Annotated in this window: 19 protein-coding genes and 1 tRNA gene; 13 read left to right on the top strand and 7 right to left on the bottom strand. The window is 66.2% G+C overall.

Annotated features, from left to right (window positions below):
• The first annotated feature begins 67 nt into the window (after positions 1 to 67).
• Together accC and ACRECX_RS01575 are read left to right on the top strand one after the other, a co-directional pair.
• Positions 68 to 2,086: an acetyl-CoA carboxylase biotin carboxylase subunit gene (gene accC / locus ACRECX_RS01580; RefSeq protein WP_431557060.1), complete on the top strand. Its 2,019-nt coding sequence runs from the start codon at positions 68 to 70 to the stop codon at positions 2,084 to 2,086.
• A gap of 198 nt (positions 2,087 to 2,284) precedes the next feature.
• Positions 2,285 to 2,590, top strand: a complete 306-nt coding sequence (locus ACRECX_RS01575) for an acylphosphatase (protein ID WP_431557059.1) — start codon at positions 2,285 to 2,287, stop codon at positions 2,588 to 2,590.
• On the opposite strand, the gene lipB is transcribed toward ACRECX_RS01575, so the two are convergent.
• Positions 2,559 to 3,251: a lipoyl(octanoyl) transferase LipB gene (gene lipB, locus ACRECX_RS01570; protein ID WP_431557058.1), complete on the bottom strand. Its 693-nt coding sequence runs from the start codon at positions 3,249 to 3,251 to the stop codon at positions 2,559 to 2,561. The two genes, ACRECX_RS01575 and lipB, sit on opposite strands and share 32 nt — an antisense overlap.
• Before the next feature lie 126 nt (positions 3,252 to 3,377).
• Here lipB and ACRECX_RS01565 point away from each other — a divergent pair.
• The 3 genes from ACRECX_RS01565 to ACRECX_RS01555 all read left to right on the top strand — a co-directional run bounded on the left by ACRECX_RS01565 (position 3,378) and on the right by ACRECX_RS01555 (position 5,973).
• Positions 3,378 to 3,462 (top strand) — tRNA-Leu (locus ACRECX_RS01565).
• A gap of 219 nt (positions 3,463 to 3,681) precedes the next feature.
• Complete coding sequence (mgtE, locus tag ACRECX_RS01560) at positions 3,682 to 5,061, top strand: magnesium transporter (protein ID WP_431557057.1); 1,380 nt, start codon at positions 3,682 to 3,684, stop codon at positions 5,059 to 5,061.
• A 15-nt stretch (positions 5,062 to 5,076) separates the two neighbouring features.
• On the top strand, positions 5,077 to 5,973 hold the full coding sequence (locus tag ACRECX_RS01555; protein ID WP_431557056.1) for a YdcF family protein: 897 nt from the start codon (positions 5,077 to 5,079) through the stop codon (positions 5,971 to 5,973).
• Here ACRECX_RS01555 and ACRECX_RS01550 read toward each other — a convergent pair.
• The 3 genes from ACRECX_RS01550 to bufA2 form a co-directional block, all read right to left on the bottom strand.
• Entirely contained in the window at positions 5,924 to 6,706 is a 783-nt protein-coding gene (locus ACRECX_RS01550) for an HvfC/BufC family peptide modification chaperone (RefSeq protein ID WP_431557055.1), read from the bottom strand. The two genes, ACRECX_RS01555 and ACRECX_RS01550, sit on opposite strands and share 50 nt — an antisense overlap.
• Entirely contained in the window at positions 6,703 to 7,557 is an 855-nt protein-coding gene (gene bufB, locus ACRECX_RS01545; RefSeq protein ID WP_431557054.1) for an MNIO family bufferin maturase, read from the bottom strand. The genes ACRECX_RS01550 and bufB overlap by 4 nt, the downstream gene beginning before the upstream one ends.
• A gap of 69 nt (positions 7,558 to 7,626) precedes the next feature.
• On the bottom strand, positions 7,627 to 7,884 hold the full coding sequence (bufA2, locus tag ACRECX_RS01540; RefSeq protein ID WP_431557053.1) for a BufA2 family periplasmic bufferin-type metallophore: 258 nt from the start codon (positions 7,882 to 7,884) through the stop codon (positions 7,627 to 7,629).
• A 251-nt stretch (positions 7,885 to 8,135) separates the two neighbouring features.
• Here bufA2 and ACRECX_RS01535 point away from each other — a divergent pair, with 251 nt between their 5' ends.
• Both ACRECX_RS01535 and ACRECX_RS01530 read left to right on the top strand, forming a co-directional pair.
• The gene (locus tag ACRECX_RS01535; RefSeq protein ID WP_431557052.1) at positions 8,136 to 8,969 is read left to right on the top strand and encodes a universal stress protein; all 834 of its coding nucleotides are present in this window, start codon (positions 8,136 to 8,138) and stop codon (positions 8,967 to 8,969) included.
• A gap of 6 nt (positions 8,970 to 8,975) precedes the next feature.
• Positions 8,976 to 9,419, top strand: a complete 444-nt coding sequence (locus ACRECX_RS01530) for a DUF1489 family protein (RefSeq protein ID WP_431557051.1) — start codon at positions 8,976 to 8,978, stop codon at positions 9,417 to 9,419.
• A 3-nt stretch (positions 9,420 to 9,422) separates the two neighbouring features.
• Here the strand turns inward: ACRECX_RS01530 and panC are convergent, their stop codons facing one another.
• Positions 9,423 to 10,280 carry a pantoate--beta-alanine ligase gene (panC, locus tag ACRECX_RS01525; RefSeq protein ID WP_431557050.1) on the bottom strand — a complete coding sequence of 286 codons (858 nt, stop codon included), beginning with the start codon at positions 10,278 to 10,280 and terminating at the stop codon, positions 9,423 to 9,425.
• A 67-nt stretch (positions 10,281 to 10,347) separates the two neighbouring features.
• On the opposite strand from panC, the gene putA reads away from it, so the two are divergent.
• The 3 genes from putA to ACRECX_RS01510 all read left to right on the top strand — a co-directional run bounded on the left by putA (position 10,348) and on the right by ACRECX_RS01510 (position 15,065).
• Entirely contained in the window at positions 10,348 to 13,527 is a 3,180-nt protein-coding gene (gene putA, locus ACRECX_RS01520; RefSeq protein WP_431557049.1) for a bifunctional proline dehydrogenase/L-glutamate gamma-semialdehyde dehydrogenase PutA, read from the top strand.
• An 83-nt stretch (positions 13,528 to 13,610) separates the two neighbouring features.
• Positions 13,611 to 14,339, top strand: coding sequence for a VWA domain-containing protein (locus tag ACRECX_RS01515; protein WP_431557048.1), 729 nt, complete (start codon positions 13,611 to 13,613; stop codon positions 14,337 to 14,339).
• Positions 14,340 to 14,351: 12 nt separating this feature from the next.
• Entirely contained in the window at positions 14,352 to 15,065 is a 714-nt protein-coding gene (locus tag ACRECX_RS01510; protein WP_431557047.1) for a DnaJ domain-containing protein, read from the top strand.
• Positions 15,066 to 15,078: 13 nt separating this feature from the next.
• On the opposite strand, the gene ACRECX_RS01505 is transcribed toward ACRECX_RS01510, so the two are convergent.
• Complete coding sequence (locus ACRECX_RS01505) at positions 15,079 to 16,395, bottom strand: serine hydrolase (protein WP_431557046.1); 1,317 nt, start codon at positions 16,393 to 16,395, stop codon at positions 15,079 to 15,081.
• A gap of 278 nt (positions 16,396 to 16,673) precedes the next feature.
• Here ACRECX_RS01505 and ACRECX_RS01500 point away from each other — a divergent pair, with 278 nt between their 5' ends.
• From ACRECX_RS01500 to clpA, 3 genes are all read left to right on the top strand, one after another.
• Complete coding sequence (locus ACRECX_RS01500; RefSeq protein WP_431557045.1) at positions 16,674 to 17,006, top strand: phasin family protein; 333 nt, start codon at positions 16,674 to 16,676, stop codon at positions 17,004 to 17,006.
• 230 nt (positions 17,007 to 17,236) lie between these two features.
• Positions 17,237 to 17,566 carry an ATP-dependent Clp protease adapter ClpS gene (gene clpS / locus ACRECX_RS01495; protein ID WP_431557044.1) on the top strand — a complete coding sequence of 110 codons (330 nt, stop codon included), beginning with the start codon at positions 17,237 to 17,239 and terminating at the stop codon, positions 17,564 to 17,566.
• A 7-nt stretch (positions 17,567 to 17,573) separates the two neighbouring features.
• Complete coding sequence (gene clpA / locus ACRECX_RS01490; protein WP_431557043.1) at positions 17,574 to 20,042, top strand: ATP-dependent Clp protease ATP-binding subunit ClpA; 2,469 nt, start codon at positions 17,574 to 17,576, stop codon at positions 20,040 to 20,042.
• Here the strand turns inward: clpA and ACRECX_RS01485 are convergent.
• Complete coding sequence (locus ACRECX_RS01485) at positions 20,039 to 20,458, bottom strand: HIT family protein (protein ID WP_431557042.1); 420 nt, start codon at positions 20,456 to 20,458, stop codon at positions 20,039 to 20,041. The two genes, clpA and ACRECX_RS01485, sit on opposite strands and share 4 nt — an antisense overlap.
• Positions 20,459 to 20,486 lie beyond the last annotated feature (28 nt).

Genomic DNA, 20,486 nt, shown 5'->3' with positions numbered 1-20,486 from the left:
GCGTTCGCCGGTTTACTCGCCCCCGGCGAGCCTCTAGAAAGCCTCAGCCAAAAGCGGGCGGGGATTGATGTTCAAGAAGCTTCTCATCGCCAATCGTGGCGAGATTGCCTGCCGGATCATTCGGACCGCGAAGCGGCTCGGCATCAAGACCGTTGCGGTTTATTCCGAGGCGGATCGCGACGCGCTGCATGTGGACATGGCCGACGAGGCGGTGCCCATCGGGCCTGCGGCGGCAGCGCAGTCTTATCTCGACATGGGCAAGATCATCGACGCCGCCAAATCGACTGGCGCGGAGGCGATCCATCCGGGTTACGGGTTCCTGTCGGAGAACGCCGCCTTCGCCAAGGCGCTTCAAGAGGCCGGCATCGTCTTTGTCGGGCCGAACCCGCAAGCCATCGAGGCTATGGGCGACAAGATCGAATCGAAGAAGCTCGCGGCGAAGGCGAAGGTCTCGACCGTGCCCGGTCATCTCGGCGTGATCAAGGACGCCAAGGAGGCCGCCAAGATCGCCGACGACATCGGCTACCCGGTCATGATCAAGGCCTCGGCTGGCGGCGGCGGCAAGGGCATGCGCATCGCCTATAGCCAGAAGGAAGTGGCGGAGGGCTTTGCCTCGTCGCAGTCGGAGGCCAAGTCGAGCTTCGGCGACGACCGCGTATTTATCGAAAAGTACATCGAGGAACCGCGGCACATCGAGATCCAGGTGCTCGGCGACAAGCACGGCAACGTCATTCATCTCGGCGAACGCGAATGCTCGATCCAGCGGCGCAATCAAAAGGTCATCGAAGAGGCGCCGAGCCCATTTCTCGACGCCAATACGCGCGAGGCGATGGGCGCGGAAGCGGTCGCACTCGCCAAGGCCGTCGGCTACGACTCGGCAGGCACCGTCGAGTTCATCGTCGACAAGGACCGCAACTTCTACTTCCTCGAGATGAACACGCGCCTCCAGGTGGAGCACCCGGTGACGGAGCTTGTGACCGGGCTCGATCTCGTCGAGGAAATGCTGAAGGTCGCCGCCGGGGAGAAGCTCGCCATCAAGCAGAAGGACGTGAAGCTCGACGGTTCGGCGATCGAGGCGCGCATCTACGCCGAGGACCCGGTGCGAAACTTCCTGCCGTCTACAGGACGGCTCGTCCGCTTCCGGCCGCCCAAGCTCGGCACCGAAGGCGGCGTCACCACACGGCTCGACACCGGCGTCGAGGAGGGCGGCGAGATCTCGGTCTATTACGATCCGATGATCGCCAAAATCGTCACCCACGCGCCGAAGCGGCTCGAAGCCATCGACCAGATGGGCCGCGCGCTCGACGCCTTCGCCATCGACGGCTTCCGCCACAACATTCCGTTCCTTGCCGTGCTGATGCGCAACAAGAGGTGGCGGGAAGGGCGGCTCTCCACCAAGTTCATCGCCGAGGAGTTCCCGGAAGGATTCCAGCCGCCGGTGCCGCAAGGCAAGGTGCGCGACGTGCTGGCGGCGGTGGCGGCAAGCATCGATCATCTGTCCAACCAGCGGCGGCGGGCCATCACCCAACAGATGTACGGCGAGCCGGTGCGCTTCTCGGAAGTGCGCATGGTCGAGCTCGGCGCAGAGCTGATCCGGGTAAAGGTGGATGGGCGGGACTACCCCTTGACGGTGACGTTCGGCGGCGAGGGCACCGGCGAGCGTGTCCGCATGGTGACCTTGGCCTCGTCGTGGTGGTTCGGCGATCCGGTGTGGGAAGGAACGGCCGACGGCGAAGCCGCCGCGGTGCAGGTCCGCTCGATCTTGAACGGCGCCGTGCTCACCTATCAGGGCGTGGAAGTGCCGGCGCGCGTCTACACCGAGCGCGAGGCCGAGCTGATGGCGCTGATGCCGGTCAAGGAGAAGCCGGACACCTCGAAATTGCTGCTCTGCCCAATGCCTGGGCTCGTGGTGTCGCTCGCCGTGGCGGAAGGCCAGGAGGTGGCGGCCGGCGACACGCTCTGCGTGGTCGAGGCGATGAAGATGGAGAACGTGCTGAAGGCGGAGCGTGACGGCACCGTCTCCAAGATTCTCGCCAAGCCAGGCGACAGCCTCAATGTCGACGCCGTGATCCTCGAATTCGCGTGATTGACCTTGGAGCTGCGTGCTTTCACCTCCCCCCTTTGAGGGGGAGGTCGTCGCCAACTCGGCGATGCTTGACGGGAGGGGGGTAAGCGGCAGACTCGGATTCTGCGGCTCACCCCCCTCCCTATCCCTCCCCCGCAAGGGGGGAGGGGAGAGCAAGTCGCGAGTCTCGCGCGGGACTTGTTCGCGGTACAATTGGTTATGACGCAAAGTAACAATGAGCGGCGCACGGTGACGGTCAGGATCGAAGGCCGGGTGCAGGGCGTCTATTTCCGCGCCTGGACCTACGACACCGCCTGCTCGCTCGGTCTCGACGGCTGGGTGCGGAACGCCAGCGACGGCAGCGTCGAGGCGGTGTTCTCCGGGCCGCGCGCGGCGGTCGACGACATGCTGAAGCGCTGCGCCAAGGGCCCGCCCGACGCGCAGGTGACCGCCGTCACCATTACGGACGAAGGCGGGGCGCCACCGTCCGGCTTCAAGGTGCTCGCGACCGACCGGTGGCGCTGACTGCCCTTGCGGCGAAGACCTCCTCGAAGGCGGTGCAGAGCGCCGCGTCGACCGCGGCCATGCCCGTCTCGGCTCCGAGCGCGGCAAGGCTCGTGACCTTCGTGCCCGCGAGCCCGCACGGTACGATGCCTGAGAAGTGCTCGAGGTCGGGATCGACGTTGAGGCTCACCCCGTGCAGGCTCACCCAGCGGCGCACGCGGACGCCGATGGCGGCAATCTTCGCTCCGCCAACGAAGATGCCGACGGCGCCCGGGCGACGCTCCGCCGCGACGCCAAGCCGCGCGAGCGCCGCGATCAGCCAAGTTTCGAGCGAACGCACATAGGCCCTGACATCGCGGCCGCGAGCCGAAAGATCGAGCATGACATAGGCGATGCGCTGGCCGGGGCCATGATAGGTGTAGCGTCCGCCGCGGCCGGTGCGGAACACGGGGAAGCGCTTCGGATCGATCAGTTCGGCGGGATCGGCGCTCGTCCCGGCGGTGTAGAGCGCCGGGTGCTCCAGCAGCCACACGCATTCGGGAGCACGGGCCTCGGCAATCGCCGCGACGCGGGCGTCCATGGCCGCAAGAGCGGCTTCGTAGGGCACTGGGCCGGGCGTCATGACCCATTCGACGGGCGCCAGGTCCGCTTGGGGCGGCGACTTTGGAGCGGTGTTCAGCATCGGGCCGCTATCCTAGGCCAAACCTTGCACCCCTGGGACAGGTTTGCTAAGGCAGCGGGCCCCACAGTCGCTTGCCGATCGTGGGGCCTATAGCCATATCCGGGGCAGGACGCTCCGGGAATCCTTGCGGTCGTGGCGGAAATGGTAGACGCGCAGCGTTGAGGTCGCTGTGAGCTTGCTCGTGGAGGTTCGATTCCTCTCGACCGCACCACTTCTCCCAAATTGCGTCCCGGGCCCGGGTACCAGGCCCCTTGACCGGGCTCGATCGGGGACCGGAATTCTCGCCACAACAAGCGTCTATGACCCCGCCGCCGCGCCTGATATCACAGGCCGGACGCAGTAGGCCGCGAGGCGACACACGCGGGTTCCACCTCACGGAACTCGCGGTCTTTCCTAGTTCGAAGCGACAAGCCCAGCGATTGGACAGGCGATGCAGGACGCCGCAAGCGAGGTTGAACTGCGCGACGAGGACGGCGGAATCCGCTCCGATTTCCTCCACGCGGTCGCCGCCGCCCTCGACGAGGACGACGTGGCGAAGGCGCGCGCGCTCACGCTTCCCCTACATGAAGCCGACCTTGCCGACCTGATCGAGCTGCTGCGCCCCGAGGCGCGTGCGGCGCTGATCGCCGCCCTCGGCACGGACTTCAAGGCGACCGCGCTGCCGGAGCTCGACGAGTCGGTGCGCGACCAGGTGCTCGAGGACATGCCGGCGGAGCAGGTCGCCGAGGCCCTGCAGCAGCTCGATTCGGACGAGGCGGTCTACCTGCTCGAGGACCTCGACAAGAAAGAGCAGTCCGACATCCTCGCCAAGCTTCCCTATTTCGAGCGCATCGCGCTGCAGCGGAGCCTCGAATATCCGGAGGACTCCGCCGGCCGCATCATGCAGACCGATCTCATCGCCGTGCCGCCGTTCTGGTCGGTGGGGCAGACGATCGACTACATGCGCGAGGCAGCCGACCTTCCCGACCGCTTCTACGAAATCTTCGTGGTGGACCCGGCCTATCATCTGATCGGCTCGGTCGCGCTCAACCGCCTGCTGCGCTCCAAGCGGCCGATAACCATCGAATCCATCACCGACGCCGATATCCGTCCGATCCAGGTCGAGGCCGACCAGGAGGAGGTGGCGCGGCAGTTCGAGCGCTACAATCTCACGTCGGCACCGGTGATCGACCAGGACAAGCGACTTGTGGGCGTCATCACCGCCGACGACGTGGTCGAGGTCGTCCAGGAGGAGGCGTCGGAGGACATCCTGCGCATGGGCGGCGTCGGCGGCGAGTCCGTGAGCGATTCTGTGTGGGAGACGACGCGGCTTCGGTTCGGCTGGCTGCTCGCCAATCTCGCGACCGCCATCCTCGCGTCCGTCGTGATCAGCTTCTTCGAGGCGACGATCGAGCAGATGGTGGCGCTGGCCGTGCTCATGCCGATCGTGGCGTCGATGGGCGGCAACGCCGGAACCCAGACCATGACCGTCGCGGTGCGCGCGCTCGCCATGCAGGATCTTGGCCCGGTCAACGCCGTCAGAGTGATCCTGCGCGAATCCGCCGTGGGCCTGCTGAACGGCCTTCTGTTCGCCGTCATCATGGCGGCGATCGCCTATTTCTGGTTCGGCAGCGACGAGCTCGGCCTGATCATCGGCCTCGCTATGATCGTCAACCTGTTCGCCGCGGCGCTCGCCGGCATTCTCATTCCGCTCGCGCTCGACGCGCTCGATCTCGACCCCGCGGTCGCGTCGGGCGTGTTCGTCACCACCGTGACCGACGTCGTCGGCTTCTTCGCCTTTCTCGGGCTGGCCGCTTTGTGGTTAGTTTAGGGGCGGGGGGCTCTGATGTTCTTCTATCTCGCCAAGGTGCTGTGGTTCGTGCTGCAGCCGTCCACCCTGATCGCGCTGCTGATCGGCTACGGGGCCATTCTCATTTGGACCGGCTGGGCGCGCTGGGGGCGGCGCTTCGTCACCGTGGGCGCGATCCTGCTCCTGATCGCGGGCCTCTCGCCACTTGGCAATGCCTTGATCCTGCCGCTCGAAGACCGCTTCCCGCGGGCCGGCATCGCCGCGCCGCCGCCGCCCACTGGCATCATCATTCTCGGCGGTGCCGAGGACCGGCTGGTGGGGAGTGCGCGCCAAGCCCCGACCCTCAACGAGGCGGGCGAGCGCCTGTTGGAAGGGGCGATCCTCGCCCACAAATTTCCCGAGGCGAAGATCGCGTTCTCCGGCGGCGATGCCGGCGTTCTCTACAAGTCAGACAGCGAGGCCGAAGGCGCGGCGGCGCTCCTCACCCAGCTCGGCATCGACCGCGACCGCCTGATTCTGGAAGCGGACGCGCGCGACACCTACGAGAACGCGGTCTATCTCAAGAAGGAGCTCACGGCGCGGGGCGAGCTCGATCTCACCAAGCGCTGGCTCCTGATCACGTCGGCCTACCACATGCCGCGCGCGATCGGCGCCTTCCGGCAGGCCGGCTTCTGGGTCGAGCCGTGGCCGGTGGACTACCGCACGCGGGGGTCCGCCGATCTTACCCGACCATTCGACAAAGTGTCGGAGGGTTTGCGGCGGGTCGATGTGGCGAGCCGGGAGTGGGTGGGCCTCTTCGCCTATTGGATGACCGGACGAACCGACGCGCTGTTCCCTGGACCTGACGAAGGCGCGCCGGACTGTGCGCCCGCCGCGCCAGGCGCTACTCCACCCGACAGCCGGCCAGCATGCCCAGATCGACCCAGCCCCTGAGATAGGTGGCGGCGCGAAGCTCGGCCCCGTCCTCGCCGGCGAAGGTGGCCACCATCTCGCACAAGACGCTGAAGCGCACCCCCTTGGCGGCCTCGTCCCAAATCATGGCCTCCTCCGCTTCGAGCGGCCTGAACCGCGCCATGAGGTCCTGACGCCAGACAACGAGGGCTTGCGGCTCCGGCAGGCGCGCTGCCTTCACCGGGGCGGTTTCCGCCTTCAGCGCCAACCAGATGGCGGCGGCGTTGGTCGCGAAGGTGAGGCGGATCGCCGTGGGGTGCGGTTGGAACACAAGGCGCGGCCAATCCTCGGCCGAAATGGTCGCGAGCGCGGTGATCGAAAGCGGCGGCGCGTCGGGCCCGTCGAAGGCATCCGCGAGCGCCTTCTCCAGCGCGGCAATCTCACCAATCTCTGCATGATTGGCGAACGGTGCAGTCTCGCGCGCAAAGGCTGGGAGGTAGCGGCCGAACCAGCGGGCATTGCGCTGATCCGAAGGGTTGGCGGCGATATAGGCCCTCACCAGCTTGGCGAAGCGGGCGTCGCCGAGATAAGCGTGCAACAGCTCGTAGTCGTTGCCGAGAATCTCGGCGAGCCGCGCAACATAGGCGTTGCGGTAGACGCCGAACAGGATGGTGCGCCGTTCCTTGGCGCTGTCGTTGACCTCGCTCAAGATCGCGTCGTCACCGGCAAGGATGCCGCGCTGGAAGCTGTCCTGAAGCTCTTTGAGGCTGCTCATTCCGCCGCCGTGAGCCGGGCGCTCGCCTGCACCTCGCGGGCGATGGCGCGCGCGTGATCCAGCTCCTCGATCAGCTCGGCCAGGGGCGGGATGTTGTCGTCGCGCTCGATCATGGTCGACACCGGTCCGAAATGGGCAACCGCCTCGCGGTAGAAGTCCCACACCTCGGGGCAGACGGGATGGTCGTGGGTGTCGATGATGTGGCTTTCCTCGTGGCTATGTCCGGCCACATGGAACTGGACGATGCGGTCGCGCGGCACGCCGTGAAGGAACTCGTCGGTTGAGAAGCCGTGGTTGAACGCGCTCACATAGACGTTGTTGACATCGAACAGGAGCCAGCAATCGGCGCGCTTCGCCACCTCGCTGACGAATTCCCACTCGGTCATCTCCGACTGGCCGAAGGTCACGTAGGTCGAGACGTTCTCCAAGGTCAGGCGGCGGCCGAGGAAGTCTTGCACCTGGCTCACGCGATCGACGACGTGGTCGAGGGCCTCTTGAGTATAGGGAATCGGCAGGAGGTCGTGCAGGTTCACGCCGTGGACGCCGGTCCAACACAGATGATCGGAGATCCATTTGGGATTGAGGCGCTCGGCGAGCGACTTCAGAGCGCCGAGATAGTCCATGTCGAGCGGCGCCGTCGAGGCGATGGACAGCGACACGCCGTGCATCACGAGGGGATAGCGCTCGCGGATCCGGTCCAGCATGCGGAGCGGCTGGCCGCCGGGGACCATGTAATTCTCGGAAATGACCTCGAACCAATCGATGGCGGGCGAGCCGCCGAGGATCTCTTCGTAGTGCTGGGGCCTAAGACCCAAGCCGAAGCCGAGATAAGGCGGCTTTGCGGTGTTCATGTGCTCAGCTCCCGAGAGGTCTGGGAGCCGGCGAGGGGCCGGCTCCCATAATCTACGCCTAAGTGCCAGTTAGATCGATTCCCACTGGCCGCCGGCGCCCGAGCACTCGTCCTGGAGCATCGAGAGCCAGCCCTTACCCTTGCAGGCGTTATGGCCCTTGCAGTCGTTCTGGGCGGTCTTGCAGTTGCCCTGGCCCTTACAGCCATTGACGCCGAAGCAACGGCCCTTGACGGTCTCGGCCATGGCGGCGCTCGCCAGCGCGCCAGAGAATAGCAACGCCGCAGCGGTCATGGCAATCTTAGCACCAGACTTGTGGTTGAGCTTCATTTTCCTCTCCTTGAATCGAGTTCGGGTTCGTGGCGGAGGGCCACACTGGTCCTATAGCCCTTATTTCCAAAGGGCTTGCGTCACGCCTGATCAAAGCTCCGTGACCTTCCGTATGGCGGCCGGCCACGCTGCCCGTCAGGATCGTGACGGCCGAAGATACGTGGCGGCGGCAATTCCGGATGCACAACGCGCATCGGGAATTCCGGGGCCTGAGCTTGAGGGCTATGATCGCTCCTAGGGAGCTTGGCTTAATGAGCCTTAACGACATCATCGTTCACGTGGATGGGACGGAGGCCGCCAAGGCGCGGGTCGCGTTCGCGGTGGACTTGGCTAAGGCGCAAGGCGCCCATCTCATCGGCGTGGCGTTCGCGCCGACGGGGCTGCTGCCTCTCTATGGCGCCGATGTCGGCTTCGCCGACATGACCGGCGTGTTGCAGGGCGTGAAAGCGCAAGGCGAGGCGGCGCTCGAAAGCTTCAAGGCGCGCGCGGCCGAAGCTGCCGTCAGCGCCGAGGGACGGCTGATGCAGGGCATGAGCGAAGAGTTTCCCCACGACCTCGCCTATTTCGCCCGGCAAGTCGATCTCACGATTCTCGGCCAGCCGCGCGACGGCGATCCGCTGATCGGTCAGTACGCGCTCGTGGAGCGCTGCCTGTTCGCATCGGGTCGGCCGGTCATGATCGTGCCGGCGGCGCCGCCGGCTATCGCGCTTGACGGCACCATCATCGCCGCCTGGGACGGGAGCGCGGAGGCGGCGCGCGCCTTCAACGACGCGTTGATGTTCTTCAAACCCGCTAAGCGGGTCGTGCTTCTGGTCGGCGTCATGGACGGCGGCGAGAGGGGCGCGCCGCCGACCGACGACATGGTGGCACATTTGCAGCGGCACGGCGTCAAGGTCGATGTGATGCTTGTGCCGGCGGGCGAAGGGGACATCGGCCGCGTGCTCCTGACGCAGGCGAAGGCTCTCGGAGCCGATATGATCGTGATGGGTGCCTTTCATCACTCGCGCTGGCGCGAGTTCATTCTGGGAGGTGTTACCTTGACCATGCTCGAAGAGGCGACGATCCCCCTGTTCATGGCGCATTGATCCGTAATGACGGTTCATCTCCTGAAGCTCTGTGTCGGCTGCGACAGCGTCCAGGACTTGAAAGACTGGCAAACGGAGCGGCTGCAACAACTGGCGCGGGCCGGCAAGACGCCCGAACTCTGCCATCGCACCTTGCAGAGCCCGCGTCGGCGTGACGAGGTACTCGACGGCGGGTCGCTCTATTGGGTGATCAAAGGTTTCATCCTGGTTCGCCAGCGCATCATCGATCTCAGAGCCGACACCAAGGATGATGGCACGCCCTGTTGCGGCATTGTCTACGACCCCGAGCTCGTGGTGACGCGGCCGCATCCGCGCCGCGCCTTCCAGGGCTGGCGCTACCTCGAAGCCGCCGATACGCCGCCTGACGCACCGCTGCTCGATGGCGGAGGCGACGACATGCCTCCAGGCATGCGCAGGGCGTTGCGCGAGCTGCGGCTGATCGATTGGTGACCGTCAGCCGGCAAGCGGCACCGGCACGTTGTCGATGAGGCGGGTCTTGCCGAGATGGACGGCGGCGAGCACGCGCGCGCGCTTCACCGGACCGTACAGCGGTTTCAACGTCTCTGGATCGCGCACCGCCACGTAGTCGACTCGGAAACCGGCGGCTTCGAGCTTAAACCGCGCGGCCACCACGGCGTCGTCGGCGCCGCGGCCGCCCGCGAGATCCACGGCGACGTCGTGGATGGTTTGCGAGAGCAGCGGCGCGATCTTGCGTTCGTCCGGCGACAAATAGGCGTTGCGCGAGGAGAGCGCGAGGCCGTCATCCTCGCGCACGATCGGCGCGCCAATGATTTCCACCGGGATGTTCAGATCGCGGACCAGACGCCGGATGATGAGAAGCTGCTGATAGTCCTTCTCGCCGAAGATCGCCTTGTCAGGCGCGCATTGCAGCAGAAGCTTGGCGACCACCGTGGCGACCCCGTCGAAATGGTTGGGCCGCGCCGCGCCGCACAAATCCTCGGTGAGGTCGCCGACATTGACCTTCGTGGAGAAGCCGGGCGGGTACATCTCGCCGGCGTCCGGCGCATAGAGGAGGTCGCTGCCGGCGGCGGCGAGCGCAGCACTGTCGCGCGCCTCGTCGCGCGGATAGGCGTGGAAATCCTCCCGCGGGCCGAACTGGAGCGGATTGACGAAGAGCGAGGTGACCACGCGGTCCGCCTTGTCCTTGGCAAGCGTGACCAGCGACAGATGTCCGGCATGAATGGCGCCCATGGTGGGGACGAGGGCGACCGTCTCGCCCGCCTGCCGCCACGCGGCGATGCGCGGTCTCAAGTCTTGGACCGTTCTCACAATATGGATGGCGCGGGTCATGGCGGTCTCAGGCGGGCCGCGACCATAGCGCCTCGTATGAGGGGGCCGGAAGGACTAAATTGACGCCATGGGCGCGCCCAAAGTCGACATTGCCGCCACGAAATTGCCAAGCCGCGAAGCGATCGGCCGCGCGCTCCTCGCCGAAGAGGGGCCGCTCATCGATGCGCTCATCGACAAAGCGCGGTTCGGCGATGCGGAGCGCGCCCGCATCGAGGCGGTCGCCACGCGCCTCGTCGAGGCGGCGCGGGCCGGCCGGCACGACACCGGCGGGGTCGACTCCTTCCTGCATGAATATGGGCTGTCGAGCGAGGAGGGCGTGCTGTTGCTCTGCCTCGCCGAGGCGCTGCTGCGCATTCCCGATGCCGCCACGGCCGATCGGCTGATTGCCGGCACGATCGGCTCTGGAGACTGGGCGCGGCACCTCGGGCACTCGGAGTCGGTGCTGGTCAACGCCTCGACCTGGGGGCTGATGCTCACGGGACATATCGTCGACTGGGGCGAGGGCAAGGGCAGGGACCTCGGCAGCATGGTCCAGCGCCTGATCGCACGGAGCGGGGAGCCGGTGATCCGCCAAGCGCTCCGCCAAGCCATGCGCATTCTCGGCAATCAGTTCGTGCTGGGCGAGACCATCGCGGAAGCGCTGGAGAACGCCAGGGACGAGGCAGACCAGGGCTACCGATTTTCCTTCGACATGCTCGGCGAGGCGGCGCGCACCGCGGACGACGCGGCGCGTTATACCGCCCGCTACGAAGACGCTGTCGAAGCGATCGCCGCCTGGGCTGGCGCGCCACGGTCGCGGACCGACGAGGACTTGCGCCGCCGTCCCGGTCTGTCGGTGAAACTTTCGGCGCTGCATCCGCGCTATGAGCCGTCGCAGGAAGCGCGGCTGCATGAGGAGCTGGTGCCGCGCCTTGCCACGTTGGCGAAGGCCATGCGCGCGGCGTGGCTGCCCCTCACCATCGACGCCGAGGAGGCCGAGCGCCTCGATCTTTCGCTCGCGCTGATCGAGCCGCTGTTCACCGATCCTGCGCTTGGCGGTTGGAACGGCTTGGGACTCGCCGTGCAGGCCTACTCGAAGCGCGCTCTGCCGTTGATCGATTGGCTGGCCCAGGTGGCGGGGGCGACCGGGCGGCAAATCCCGGTCCGGCTGGTGAAGGGCGCCTATTGGGACAGCGAGATCAAATGGGCGCAGGAGCAGGGGCTCGCCGGATACCCTGTGTTCACGCGCAAAGTGAACACCGACGTCGCCTATCTGGCGGCGGCCCGCGCGCTGCTGGCGCGGCCCGACTGCTTCCATCCCCAGTTCGCCACGCACAACGCCCACACCATCGCCGCCATCGCCGAGCTTGCCGGCAATCGCCCTTACGAGTTCCAACGTCTCTACGGCATGGGGGAGGCGCTGCATCGCGAGGTGGTGCATCCTGAAGCCCTCGGGAAACCCTGCCGCATCTACGCGCCGGTCGGCGGGCACCGCGACCTCCTCGCTTATCTCGTGCGCCGGCTCCTGGAGAACGGCGCCAATACGTCCTTCGTCAATCGCCTGGCCGACGACGAGGCGCCGATCGCCGCCATCGTTGCCGACCCGGTCGAGAAGGCAGCGGCGCTGCCGGAGAAAGCCAACAAGCTGATCCCGATCCCGCCCATGCTGTTCGCGCCGGCGCGGAAGAACAGCCTCGGCCTGCCGCTGTGGGAGCCGTCGGTCCGGGAACCGCTGCTCACCGCCGTCCGGCAGGCGCTGAAGGCGCCCGCCGCCGCCAACCCCATCGTCTCGGGTGAAGAAGTCGAGACGGGAGGCGAAGTGCTCAGCATCACCTCGCCTCATGACCGGCGCGTGGTTGTTGGTACCTGCCGCACCGCCGATCGGGCCGCAATCGACGCCGCGCTCGATGCGGCGAAGGCGGCGAGCGATTGTTGGGACCGGCGCGGCGGGGTGGCGCGGGCGGAGCTTCTGGAATGCGCCGCCGATTTGTTCGAAGCGGACCGCGCGCAGCTCATGGCGCTCATCGTGCGCGAGGCCGGCAAGACGCTGGCCAACGCCCAGGCCGACCTCCGCGAGGCCGTCGATTTCTTGCGCTATTACGCGGCCGAGGCCCGCGCCAAGTTCGAGAGGCCGCAGGCGCTGACCGGCCCGACGGGCGAGCAGAACGAATTGTCGCTGCATGGCCGCGGCGTGTTCGCCGCCATCTCGCCGTGGAACTTCCCGCTTGCCATCTTCACCGGCCAGATCGCCGGCGCGCTCGCTGCCGGTAACGCCGTGGTGGCGAAGCCGGCCGAGCAGACGCCGCTCATCGCCGCCCGCGCCGTGCGGCTGCTGCACCAGGCCGGCATTCCCGGCGAGGTGCTGCATCTACTGCCAGGGCGCGGCGAGGTGGTCGGCGCCGCGCTGGTGAACGACGCCCGCGTGGACGGCGTGGTGTTTACCGGCGGCACGGACACGGCCCGCGCCATCAACCGGGTGCTCGCGGCGCGCAACGGCCCGATCCTGAAGCTCATCGCCGAGACCGGCGGTCTCAACGCCATGATCGTGGATTCATCGGCGCTGCCGGAGCAGGTGGTGGACGACGCGCTCGCCTCGGCCTTCGACAGCGCCGGCCAGCGCTGTTCGGCGCTCCGCGTGATGTTCCTCCAGGACGACATCGCCGATGCGACCATCGCCATGCTGCTGGGCGCGGCGCGGGAGCTTAATATCGGCGATCCCCTCGACTATGCGACAGATGTCGGCCCGGTGATCGACGCAGACGCCAAGGCCGCGCTCGAGGTGCACAAGGCGAGGATGCGCGCGCACGCGCGCGAGCTGCTTGATCTGCCGCTCGGACCGGAGCATGCGCACGGCACCTATGTCGCGCCGGCCATCTACGAGATTCCGGCGATCAGTATGCTCGAAAGCGAGGTGTTCGGGCCGATCCTGCATGTGGTGCGGTTCGACGGCGAGCGCCTCGGCGAGGTGTGCGAGGCGATCAACGCCACCGGCTTCGGCCTCACCCTCGGTCTGCACAGCCGCATCAAGGCGACGGCAGACTTCGTGGCGGCGCGGGTCAGGGTTGGCAATATGTATGTGAACCGGAACCAGATCGGCGCCGTGGTGAGCGTCCAGCCGTTCGGCGGCGAAGGCCTGTCCGGCACGGGGCCTAAGGCCGGCGGACCGCATTATCTCGAGGCCTTCGCCGTGGAGCGGGTGCGGACCACGGACCTCACGGCGTCCGGCGGCAATGCCAGTCTGCTCGCGGCGGGCGGCGACGAGACTTAAGCGGGGAGAAGCGCCATTGCCGCTAGGCGGTTAAGGGTCCATCTATAAGCCAGGCCATAGATTTGGCTCGGAGTTCTAAGGAGATGGCGGAGCCCAAGGCCCCAGCGAAGACCGGAAAAAGCGAGGTGGCGCCGAAACCCTCCTCGCGCGCCGAAATCGACGCGTTCCTCGATCGGGTGCGGACGCTACAGCCGGAGGCCTCGGGCCGGGGCCGGCTGATCTTCGCCATGGACGCGACCATGAGCCGGCAGCCCTCCTGGGACCTCGCGCTCCAGCTGCAAGGCGACATGTTCCGCGCCGTCAAAGAGGTGGGCGGTCTCGACGTGCAGCTCGTCTTTTTCCGCGGCTTCAACGAGTGCCAGGCGAGCCGCTGGGTCGGCGACACGGACGCGCTCGCCAAGCTGATGCGGCAGGTCCATTGCGAGGGCGGCCACACCCAGATCCGCAAGGTGCTGACCCATGCCCGGCAGGAGAGCGAGAAGACCAAAGTCAACGCCCTCGTCTATGTCGGCGATTGCATGGAGGAGGACATCGACGAGCTGAGCCAGCTCGCCGGCGAGCTTGGGCTGATCGGCGTGCCGGTGTTCGTGTTCCAGGAAGGGCGCGAGCCGCGCGCCGAGCGCGCCTTCAAGGAGATCGCGCGGCTCTCCCGCGGCGCCTATTGCCCCTTCGACGCGGGCTCGGCACGCCAGCTGCGCGAGCTTTTGACCGCCGTGGCCGTTTATGCCACCGGGGGCCGGAAAGCATTGCAGAACTTCAGCGACGAGACGAGAAGCGGCGCGGCGGTACGCCTTCTTCAGCAGCTCGGCTGACGGACTCCTCGCATGGTTTACTTCCTGGCCGGTTGTGCGCTGCTCCTGCTTCTCATTTTTGGCGCGCGCCTGCTCACTAAGGCCGACCCGAAGACGCTCGCCCTCACCTTGCGCAAGGCCGGTGGTGTCGCGCTGCTGGCCGTGGCGGGGTTCCTGGCCATCCGCGGCGCGCTTCCCATCGCCATACCGCTCGCGGCATTCGGCCTCGCTCTGGTCGGCGGCGGCAGCAGACTCGGTCTCGGCGGCGTGTTCGGATCGTCGCAGAAGTCCCCAGGACAGACATCGCATGTGGGTACCGAGCGGCTCGACATGGAGCTTGATCACGACACCGGCTACATGGACGGAACCTGCCACACCGGGCGGTTCGCCGGCCGCAAGCTGTCATCGTTGAGCGATCGGGAGGCGATCGAGCTGTACCACGAGTTCGAGGCCGACGGCCTGAAGGAGGCCGCCCTCATGGAGGCCTATCTCGATTGGCGCATCGCCGAATGGCGCGATCCGACGGAGGATCGCTCCGCCAAGGCCGACCGCGGCCGGACGCGCGCCAAAGGCGGCATGACCGTCGAAGAGGCTCGCGCCGTGCTCGAAGTGGGGCCCAACGCGAGTGCAGAGGACATCAGACAGGCGCATCGCCGGCTGATGATGAAGCTCCACCCGGACCAGGGCGGGTCGACCTATCTCGCGGCGCGCATCAACGAAGCCAAGGAAGTCCTGCTCGGCCGCTAGGCACGTCCACCGCCTACTCGGCGGCCATGGCGATGCATTCGAGCGACAGGCGCTTCAGGGCTTGGCAGGTCGACTGGGCGTTGCTCTTGGAGAAGCCAGCGAACCGCGCCCGGTACCATTCAGTCTCGCCCTTCATGAAGGTGGCGGTGAACGGCAGGTGCCCGTCGAGGAGCTTGGGCGCGCGCTGCCGCACCATGCCGAGCCGGTTCATGGCTTCGGCTTGAGAGGTGAAGGCCCCGACCTGGACGTGGAACGTGCCGTCATAAAGCGCAGGCTTGGCTACGCTCTGTGGAGCGGGCCGGTTCGGCGAGAGGCTCGCCTTGACGACCGGCGGCTCGTCGGCGTCGCCCTCCTCGACGGGGGCGGGGAGTGCCGGGGCTGGCGCCGCGGCGGCAAGCGCATAGGCCGGCTTTTTCGCCGGCGGTGGTGGCGAGGGCGATCCGAGCAGCGAGGCGATCAAAGACCCAGCGCCGGATTTGCCGGTCGAGGCCTTGGCCCAATGCTTGTCGAACAGAGCGCGCATGGCGGCGTCGCGCTGGGCGCCGGTGCGGCCGCCGAGCACCACGCCGACGAGGTGCTTGTTGTCGCGCTTGACCGAAGCGGTCAGGTTGAAGCCGCTCGCCCGCGTGTAGCCGGTCTTGATGCCGTCGGTACCCTTGTACCCGAACAACAGCCGGTTGTGGTTGCGGTGCTGGCGGCCGGCATAGGTGAAGGTGCGCGTTTCGAAGACCCCGTAATATTCCGGGTAGTCGCGGATCACGTGCATGGCGAGGATGGCCATGTCGCGCGCGGTGGTCAGCTGCGCGTCATTGGGAAGTCCGGAGGCATTGCGGAAGGTCGTGTTTTTCATGCCGAGCTTCCGCGCCGTCTCGGTCATCATGCGGGCGAAATTCTCCTCGGTGCCGCCCAAATTTTCGGCGATAACGGCGGCGGCGTCGTTGGCCGATTTGGTCACGAGCGCCTTGATGGCGTCGCTGACCTTGATGGTCGAGCCCGGCTTCAGCCCGAGCTTGGTGGGCGCCTGGGCCGCCGCATGCGGCGTCACCGTGAGCTCCGATTCGTATGTGAGCCTGCCCGCCTTCAGGTAGGCGAACAGCATATAGAGCGTCATGATCTTGGTCAGGGAGGCCGGCGAGCGCAGGGTGTCAGCCGACTGCGCATAGAGGACGGTACCCGCGTTCATGTCGACGATGATGGCGGCCTTGACCGCGCTCGTTGCGCGTGCCTCGCCGAGAGGCACAAGGAACACCCCGAAGCTGAGCAAGAGCGCAAGGCCGAGGCAGGTGACGCGGCGCAGCGGCGCCCAAAGATTACGCTTGAAGAGTTTCACTCACTCTTGAAGGCGGTAGCCTTCCCCCCGTTTGACTTCCCTCGCGCGCTTCCCACGCGCACCCCGACCTTCTGGCCGCGCCGTCATGCCATCCCGCCGGGCTCCAGGGTGGGGAAAGGGCAAGGCTAAAATCGGGCTATTGCCAAAGCGTTAAGCTCGGCGGTGGGGACTGTTTGTGCACTGCAAAAATTTGCCGTTGACGTTTTTTGTGCATTGCATATATATGCCTTCGCGTTCGCAGCAAATCCACCCCATATCCCATTCGCGAGAGGGCCCACATGCTCAAAGGTTTTGAAGAGTTCCAGAAAGTCGGCAAAGACGGCTTCGATGCGGCTGTCCGTTCTTTCGGAGAGATGAACAAGGGCTTCCAGGCCATCGCTGCCGAGATGACCGACTATTCCAAGAAGGCGTTCGAGGACACCACCCGCGCTTTCGAGCAGCTCGTCGGCGCCAAGTCGATCGAGCAGGCAATCGAGATTCAGTCTCAGTACGCCAAGAAGGCCTACGACACCTACATGGCCGAGATGTCCAAGCTTGGCGAGATGTATGTCGGCCTGGCCAAGGACGCCTACAAGCCGGTCGAGGCTGTCATGACCAAGAAGGCCGCGTAACACCTGCGGAGCAAGCTCCACCTTTCCCAAGAAAAAGACCCGGGGGTTGCCCCGGGTCTTTTTTTTTGCCGTTTTCCTGTCGGCAACTCACACTATGGTATGGAGGAATCGCCGGGTCGATTTGCCCGTCCCGGCGCGGTGCAGATAGAATGGACCCGGATGGTCCTTTCTCAACGAGCGGAACGCTCTCCTTGGCAGATGAGAGACGAGACGCCACATAGAGGCTGACGATGGCGCGGAACGGCGACAATCGCCGGGGCGATGACACCGGCACCCATATCATCACCAAGACGCGGCCGAAGACCAAACGGCCTAGCCTCTACAAGGTGCTGCTGCTCAACGACGACTACACGCCGATGGACTTCGTCGTGTATGTGCTCGAGCGCTTCTTCAACAAGCCTCCCGAGGAGGCGACCCGCATCATGCTCCACGTGCACCAGAAGGGCGTGGGTATCTGCGGGGTCTACACTTACGAGGTGGCGGAGACTAAAGTAGCGCAGGTGACGAGCTTCGCCCGGCAGAACGAGCATCCGCTGCAGTGCACGATGGAGAAGGAGTAGGACTTAGGTGGCTTCGTTTTCGACCAGTCTTGAGCAGGCTTTGCGGCGGGCGCTGCAATATGCGAACGAGCGCAGCCATGAGTATGCGACGCTTGAGCATCTGCTGTTGTCGCTGATCGACGACCGCGACGCGGCGGCGGTGATGCGCGCCTGCGACGTGGACCTCGATCTGCTGCGCGACAAGCTGACCGGCTATATCGATAACGAGCTTTCGGGCCTCGTGCTCGACACCCACGGCGACGCCCAGCCGACGGCGGGCTTCCAGCGGGTGATCCACCGCGCCGTGGCGCATGTGCAGTCATCCGGCCGCGAGGAGGTGACCGGGGCCAACGTGCTGGTCGCCATCTTCGCCGAGCGGGAGAGCCATGCGGCGTTCTTCCTGCAAGAGCAGCACATGACCCGCTTCGACGCGGTCAATTACATCAGCCACGGCATCGCCAAACGCGGCGGCATGTCGGAGCCGCGCACGGTGCGCGGCGTCGACGACGACGCGGCGACGGTCGAGGGCGGCGACGAGAAGAAGCGCGGCGCCGACGCGCTCGAAGTGTACTGCATCAACCTGAACCAGAAGGCGCGCGCGGGCCGCATCGACCCTCTGATCGGGCGCGGGCCGGAGATTCAGCGCACCATCCAGGTGCTGTGCCGCCGGCAGAAGAACAACCCGCTGTTCGTAGGTGATCCCGGCGTGGGCAAGACGGCCATCGCCGAGGGCCTGGCGCGGCGCATCGTCATGGGCGACGTGCCGGAGGTCTTGATCGATTCCACCATTTTCCAGCTCGACATGGGCGCGCTGCTCGCCGGCACCCGCTACCGCGGCGATTTCGAGGAGCGGCTCAAGGCGGTGATGCGCGAGATCGAGGCGTTCCCCGGCGCCATCATGTTCATCGACGAGATCCACACGGTGATCGGCGCCGGCGCTACCTCGGGCGGCGCCATGGACGCGTCCAACCTGCTGAAGCCCGCGCTTCAGTCGGGCACGCTGCGCTGCATCGGCTCAACCACCTACAAGGAGTACCGCCAGCACTTCGAGAAGGATCGGGCGCTGGTGCGCCGCTTCCAGAAGATCGACGTGAACGAGCCGTCGGTGCCCGACGCCATCGAGATCCTCAAGGGCCTCAAACCGTATTTCGAGGACTTCCACCGCGTCCGCTACACGAGCCAGGCCATCAAGTCGGCGGTCGAGCTGTCGGCCAAGTACATCCACGACCGCAAGCTGCCGGACAAGGCCATCGACGTCATCGACGAGTCCGGCGCCTCGCAGATGCTGGTGCCCGAGCGCCAACGGCGTAAGACCATCGGCGTCAAGGAGGTGGAGTCGACCATCGCCACCATGGCGCGGATTCCGCCGAAGACGGTGTCGAAGTCCGACGCCGAGGTGCTGCGCGCCATCGACGAGGACCTGAAGCGGGTCGTGTTCGGCCAGGACAAGGCCATCGAGGCGCTGGCCGCGGCGATCAAGCTGTCGCGCGCCGGCTTGCGCGAGCCCGGCAAGCCGATCGGCTGCTACATGTTCTCCGGCCCGACCGGCGTCGGCAAGACGGAAGTGGCGCGTCAACTTGCGCTTCTGCTTGGCGTCGAGCTGCTCCGCTTCGACATGAGCGAGTACATGGAGCGGCACACGGTGTCGCGGCTGATCGGCGCGCCGCCCGGTTATGTGGGCTTCGATCAGGGCGGACTGCTCACCGACGGCGTCGACCAGCATCCGCATTGCGTGCTCCTGCTCGACGAGATCGAGAAGGCGCATCCGGACCTGTTCAACATCCTGTTGCAGGTCATGGATCACGGCAAGCTGACCGACCACAACGGCAAGCATGTCGACTTCCAGAACGTGATCCTGATCATGACCACCAACGCCGGCGCCAGCGACCTCGCCAAGGCGGCGATCGGCTTCAACCGGACAAAGCGCGAGGGCGACGACGAGGAGGCGATCAATCGCCTGTTCTCGCCGGAGTTCCGCAACCGGCTCGACGCGGTCATCGCCTTCGCCAGTCTGCCGCCCGAGGTCATCGCCAAGGTGGTGGAGAAGTTCGTGTTCCAGCTCGAGGCGCAGCTCGGCGACCGCAACATCACCATCGAGCTGACGCCCGAGGCGAACGCGTGGCTCGCCGAGCGCGGCTACGACGACAAGTTCGGCGCTCGCCCGCTGTCGCGCGTCATCCAGGAGCACATCAAGAAGCCGCTGGCCGAGGAGATTCTATTCGGCGCCCTGAAGGATGGCGGCACGGTGCGCGTGCTCGTCGAGGAGAAGGATAGCGAGAAGGTGCTCGGCTTCGAGTACATCAAGCCGGACGCGCCGATCAAGCCGCGCGATCCGGAGGATGCCGATGCTGACGGCGGCGGCTCAGGCGGTGGCGGAGAAGCGTCGGCCAAGACCGCGGCCAAGCCGCGCGCCAAGCGGCCCCGCAAGTCGCGGGCCCTGCGCGCCCGCACGCCAGGCTCGAGCCTCGTGCCCAAGGTGCCGCTCGGCGAGCGTTAAGCAATTGCCTTCCTGATCTTCTCGGCCGTGGCCGCGAGCTCGGCCTGGTCGGCCATCTCGCCGGCATGGGGCTTTGGCGCCACGCCCTGCTTGATCGGCACGATGTGGATGTGGAGGTGGAACACGGTCTGGCCCGCCGCCGCTCCATTGAATTGCTGAATCAGCACGCCGTCGGCGCCGACCGCCTGTTTGATCTTGGGCGCGAGTGTCTGCACCACGGCCATCAGCCTGCCGAGCGCGGCCGGATCGATGTCGAACAGGTCGCGGGCCTTCTCCTTGGTGATGACGAGCGCGTGGCCTTCGGTGCGCGGCATGATGTCGAGGAAGGCGAGGGTGTCCTCGTCCTCGTAGATCTTGTGGCAGGGAATCTCGCCCTTGAGGATCTTGGCGAAGATGTTGTCCGGATCGTAGGCCATCTCACTTCTATACCTGAGTTTCCTCACA

Source organism: Methyloceanibacter sp. (assembly GCF_050726195.1).
Lineage (GTDB): Bacteria > Pseudomonadota > Alphaproteobacteria > Rhizobiales > Methyloligellaceae > Methyloceanibacter.
This window is presented reverse-complemented; position numbering and strand designations above follow the sequence as displayed.

What these genes read in the sequence shown, in the direction of transcription:
- accC (WP_431557060.1), top strand. Translation starts at nt 68, where the DNA reads ATGTTCAAGAAGCTTCTCATCGCCAATCGTGGCGAGATTGCCTGCCGG.
- ACRECX_RS01575 (WP_431557059.1), top strand. Translation starts at nt 2,285, where the DNA reads ATGACGCAAAGTAACAATGAGCGGCGCACGGTGACGGTCAGGATCGAA.
- lipB (WP_431557058.1), bottom strand. Translation starts at nt 3,251, where the DNA reads ATGCTGAACACCGCTCCAAAGTCGCCGCCCCAAGCGGACCTGGCGCCC.
- mgtE (WP_431557057.1), top strand. Translation starts at nt 3,682, where the DNA reads ATGCAGGACGCCGCAAGCGAGGTTGAACTGCGCGACGAGGACGGCGGA.
- ACRECX_RS01555 (WP_431557056.1), top strand. Translation starts at nt 5,077, where the DNA reads ATGTTCTTCTATCTCGCCAAGGTGCTGTGGTTCGTGCTGCAGCCGTCC.
- ACRECX_RS01550 (WP_431557055.1), bottom strand. Translation starts at nt 6,706, where the DNA reads ATGAGCAGCCTCAAAGAGCTTCAGGACAGCTTCCAGCGCGGCATCCTT.
- bufB (WP_431557054.1), bottom strand. Translation starts at nt 7,557, where the DNA reads ATGAACACCGCAAAGCCGCCTTATCTCGGCTTCGGCTTGGGTCTTAGG.
- bufA2 (WP_431557053.1), bottom strand. Translation starts at nt 7,884, where the DNA reads ATGAAGCTCAACCACAAGTCTGGTGCTAAGATTGCCATGACCGCTGCG.
- ACRECX_RS01535 (WP_431557052.1), top strand. Translation starts at nt 8,136, where the DNA reads ATGAGCCTTAACGACATCATCGTTCACGTGGATGGGACGGAGGCCGCC.
- ACRECX_RS01530 (WP_431557051.1), top strand. Translation starts at nt 8,976, where the DNA reads ATGACGGTTCATCTCCTGAAGCTCTGTGTCGGCTGCGACAGCGTCCAG.
- panC (WP_431557050.1), bottom strand. Translation starts at nt 10,280, where the DNA reads ATGACCCGCGCCATCCATATTGTGAGAACGGTCCAAGACTTGAGACCG.
- putA (WP_431557049.1), top strand. Translation starts at nt 10,348, where the DNA reads ATGGGCGCGCCCAAAGTCGACATTGCCGCCACGAAATTGCCAAGCCGC.
- ACRECX_RS01515 (WP_431557048.1), top strand. Translation starts at nt 13,611, where the DNA reads ATGGCGGAGCCCAAGGCCCCAGCGAAGACCGGAAAAAGCGAGGTGGCG.
- ACRECX_RS01510 (WP_431557047.1), top strand. Translation starts at nt 14,352, where the DNA reads ATGGTTTACTTCCTGGCCGGTTGTGCGCTGCTCCTGCTTCTCATTTTT.
- ACRECX_RS01500 (WP_431557045.1), top strand. Translation starts at nt 16,674, where the DNA reads ATGCTCAAAGGTTTTGAAGAGTTCCAGAAAGTCGGCAAAGACGGCTTC.
- clpS (WP_431557044.1), top strand. Translation starts at nt 17,237, where the DNA reads ATGGCGCGGAACGGCGACAATCGCCGGGGCGATGACACCGGCACCCAT.
- ACRECX_RS01485 (WP_431557042.1), bottom strand. Translation starts at nt 20,458, where the DNA reads ATGGCCTACGATCCGGACAACATCTTCGCCAAGATCCTCAAGGGCGAG.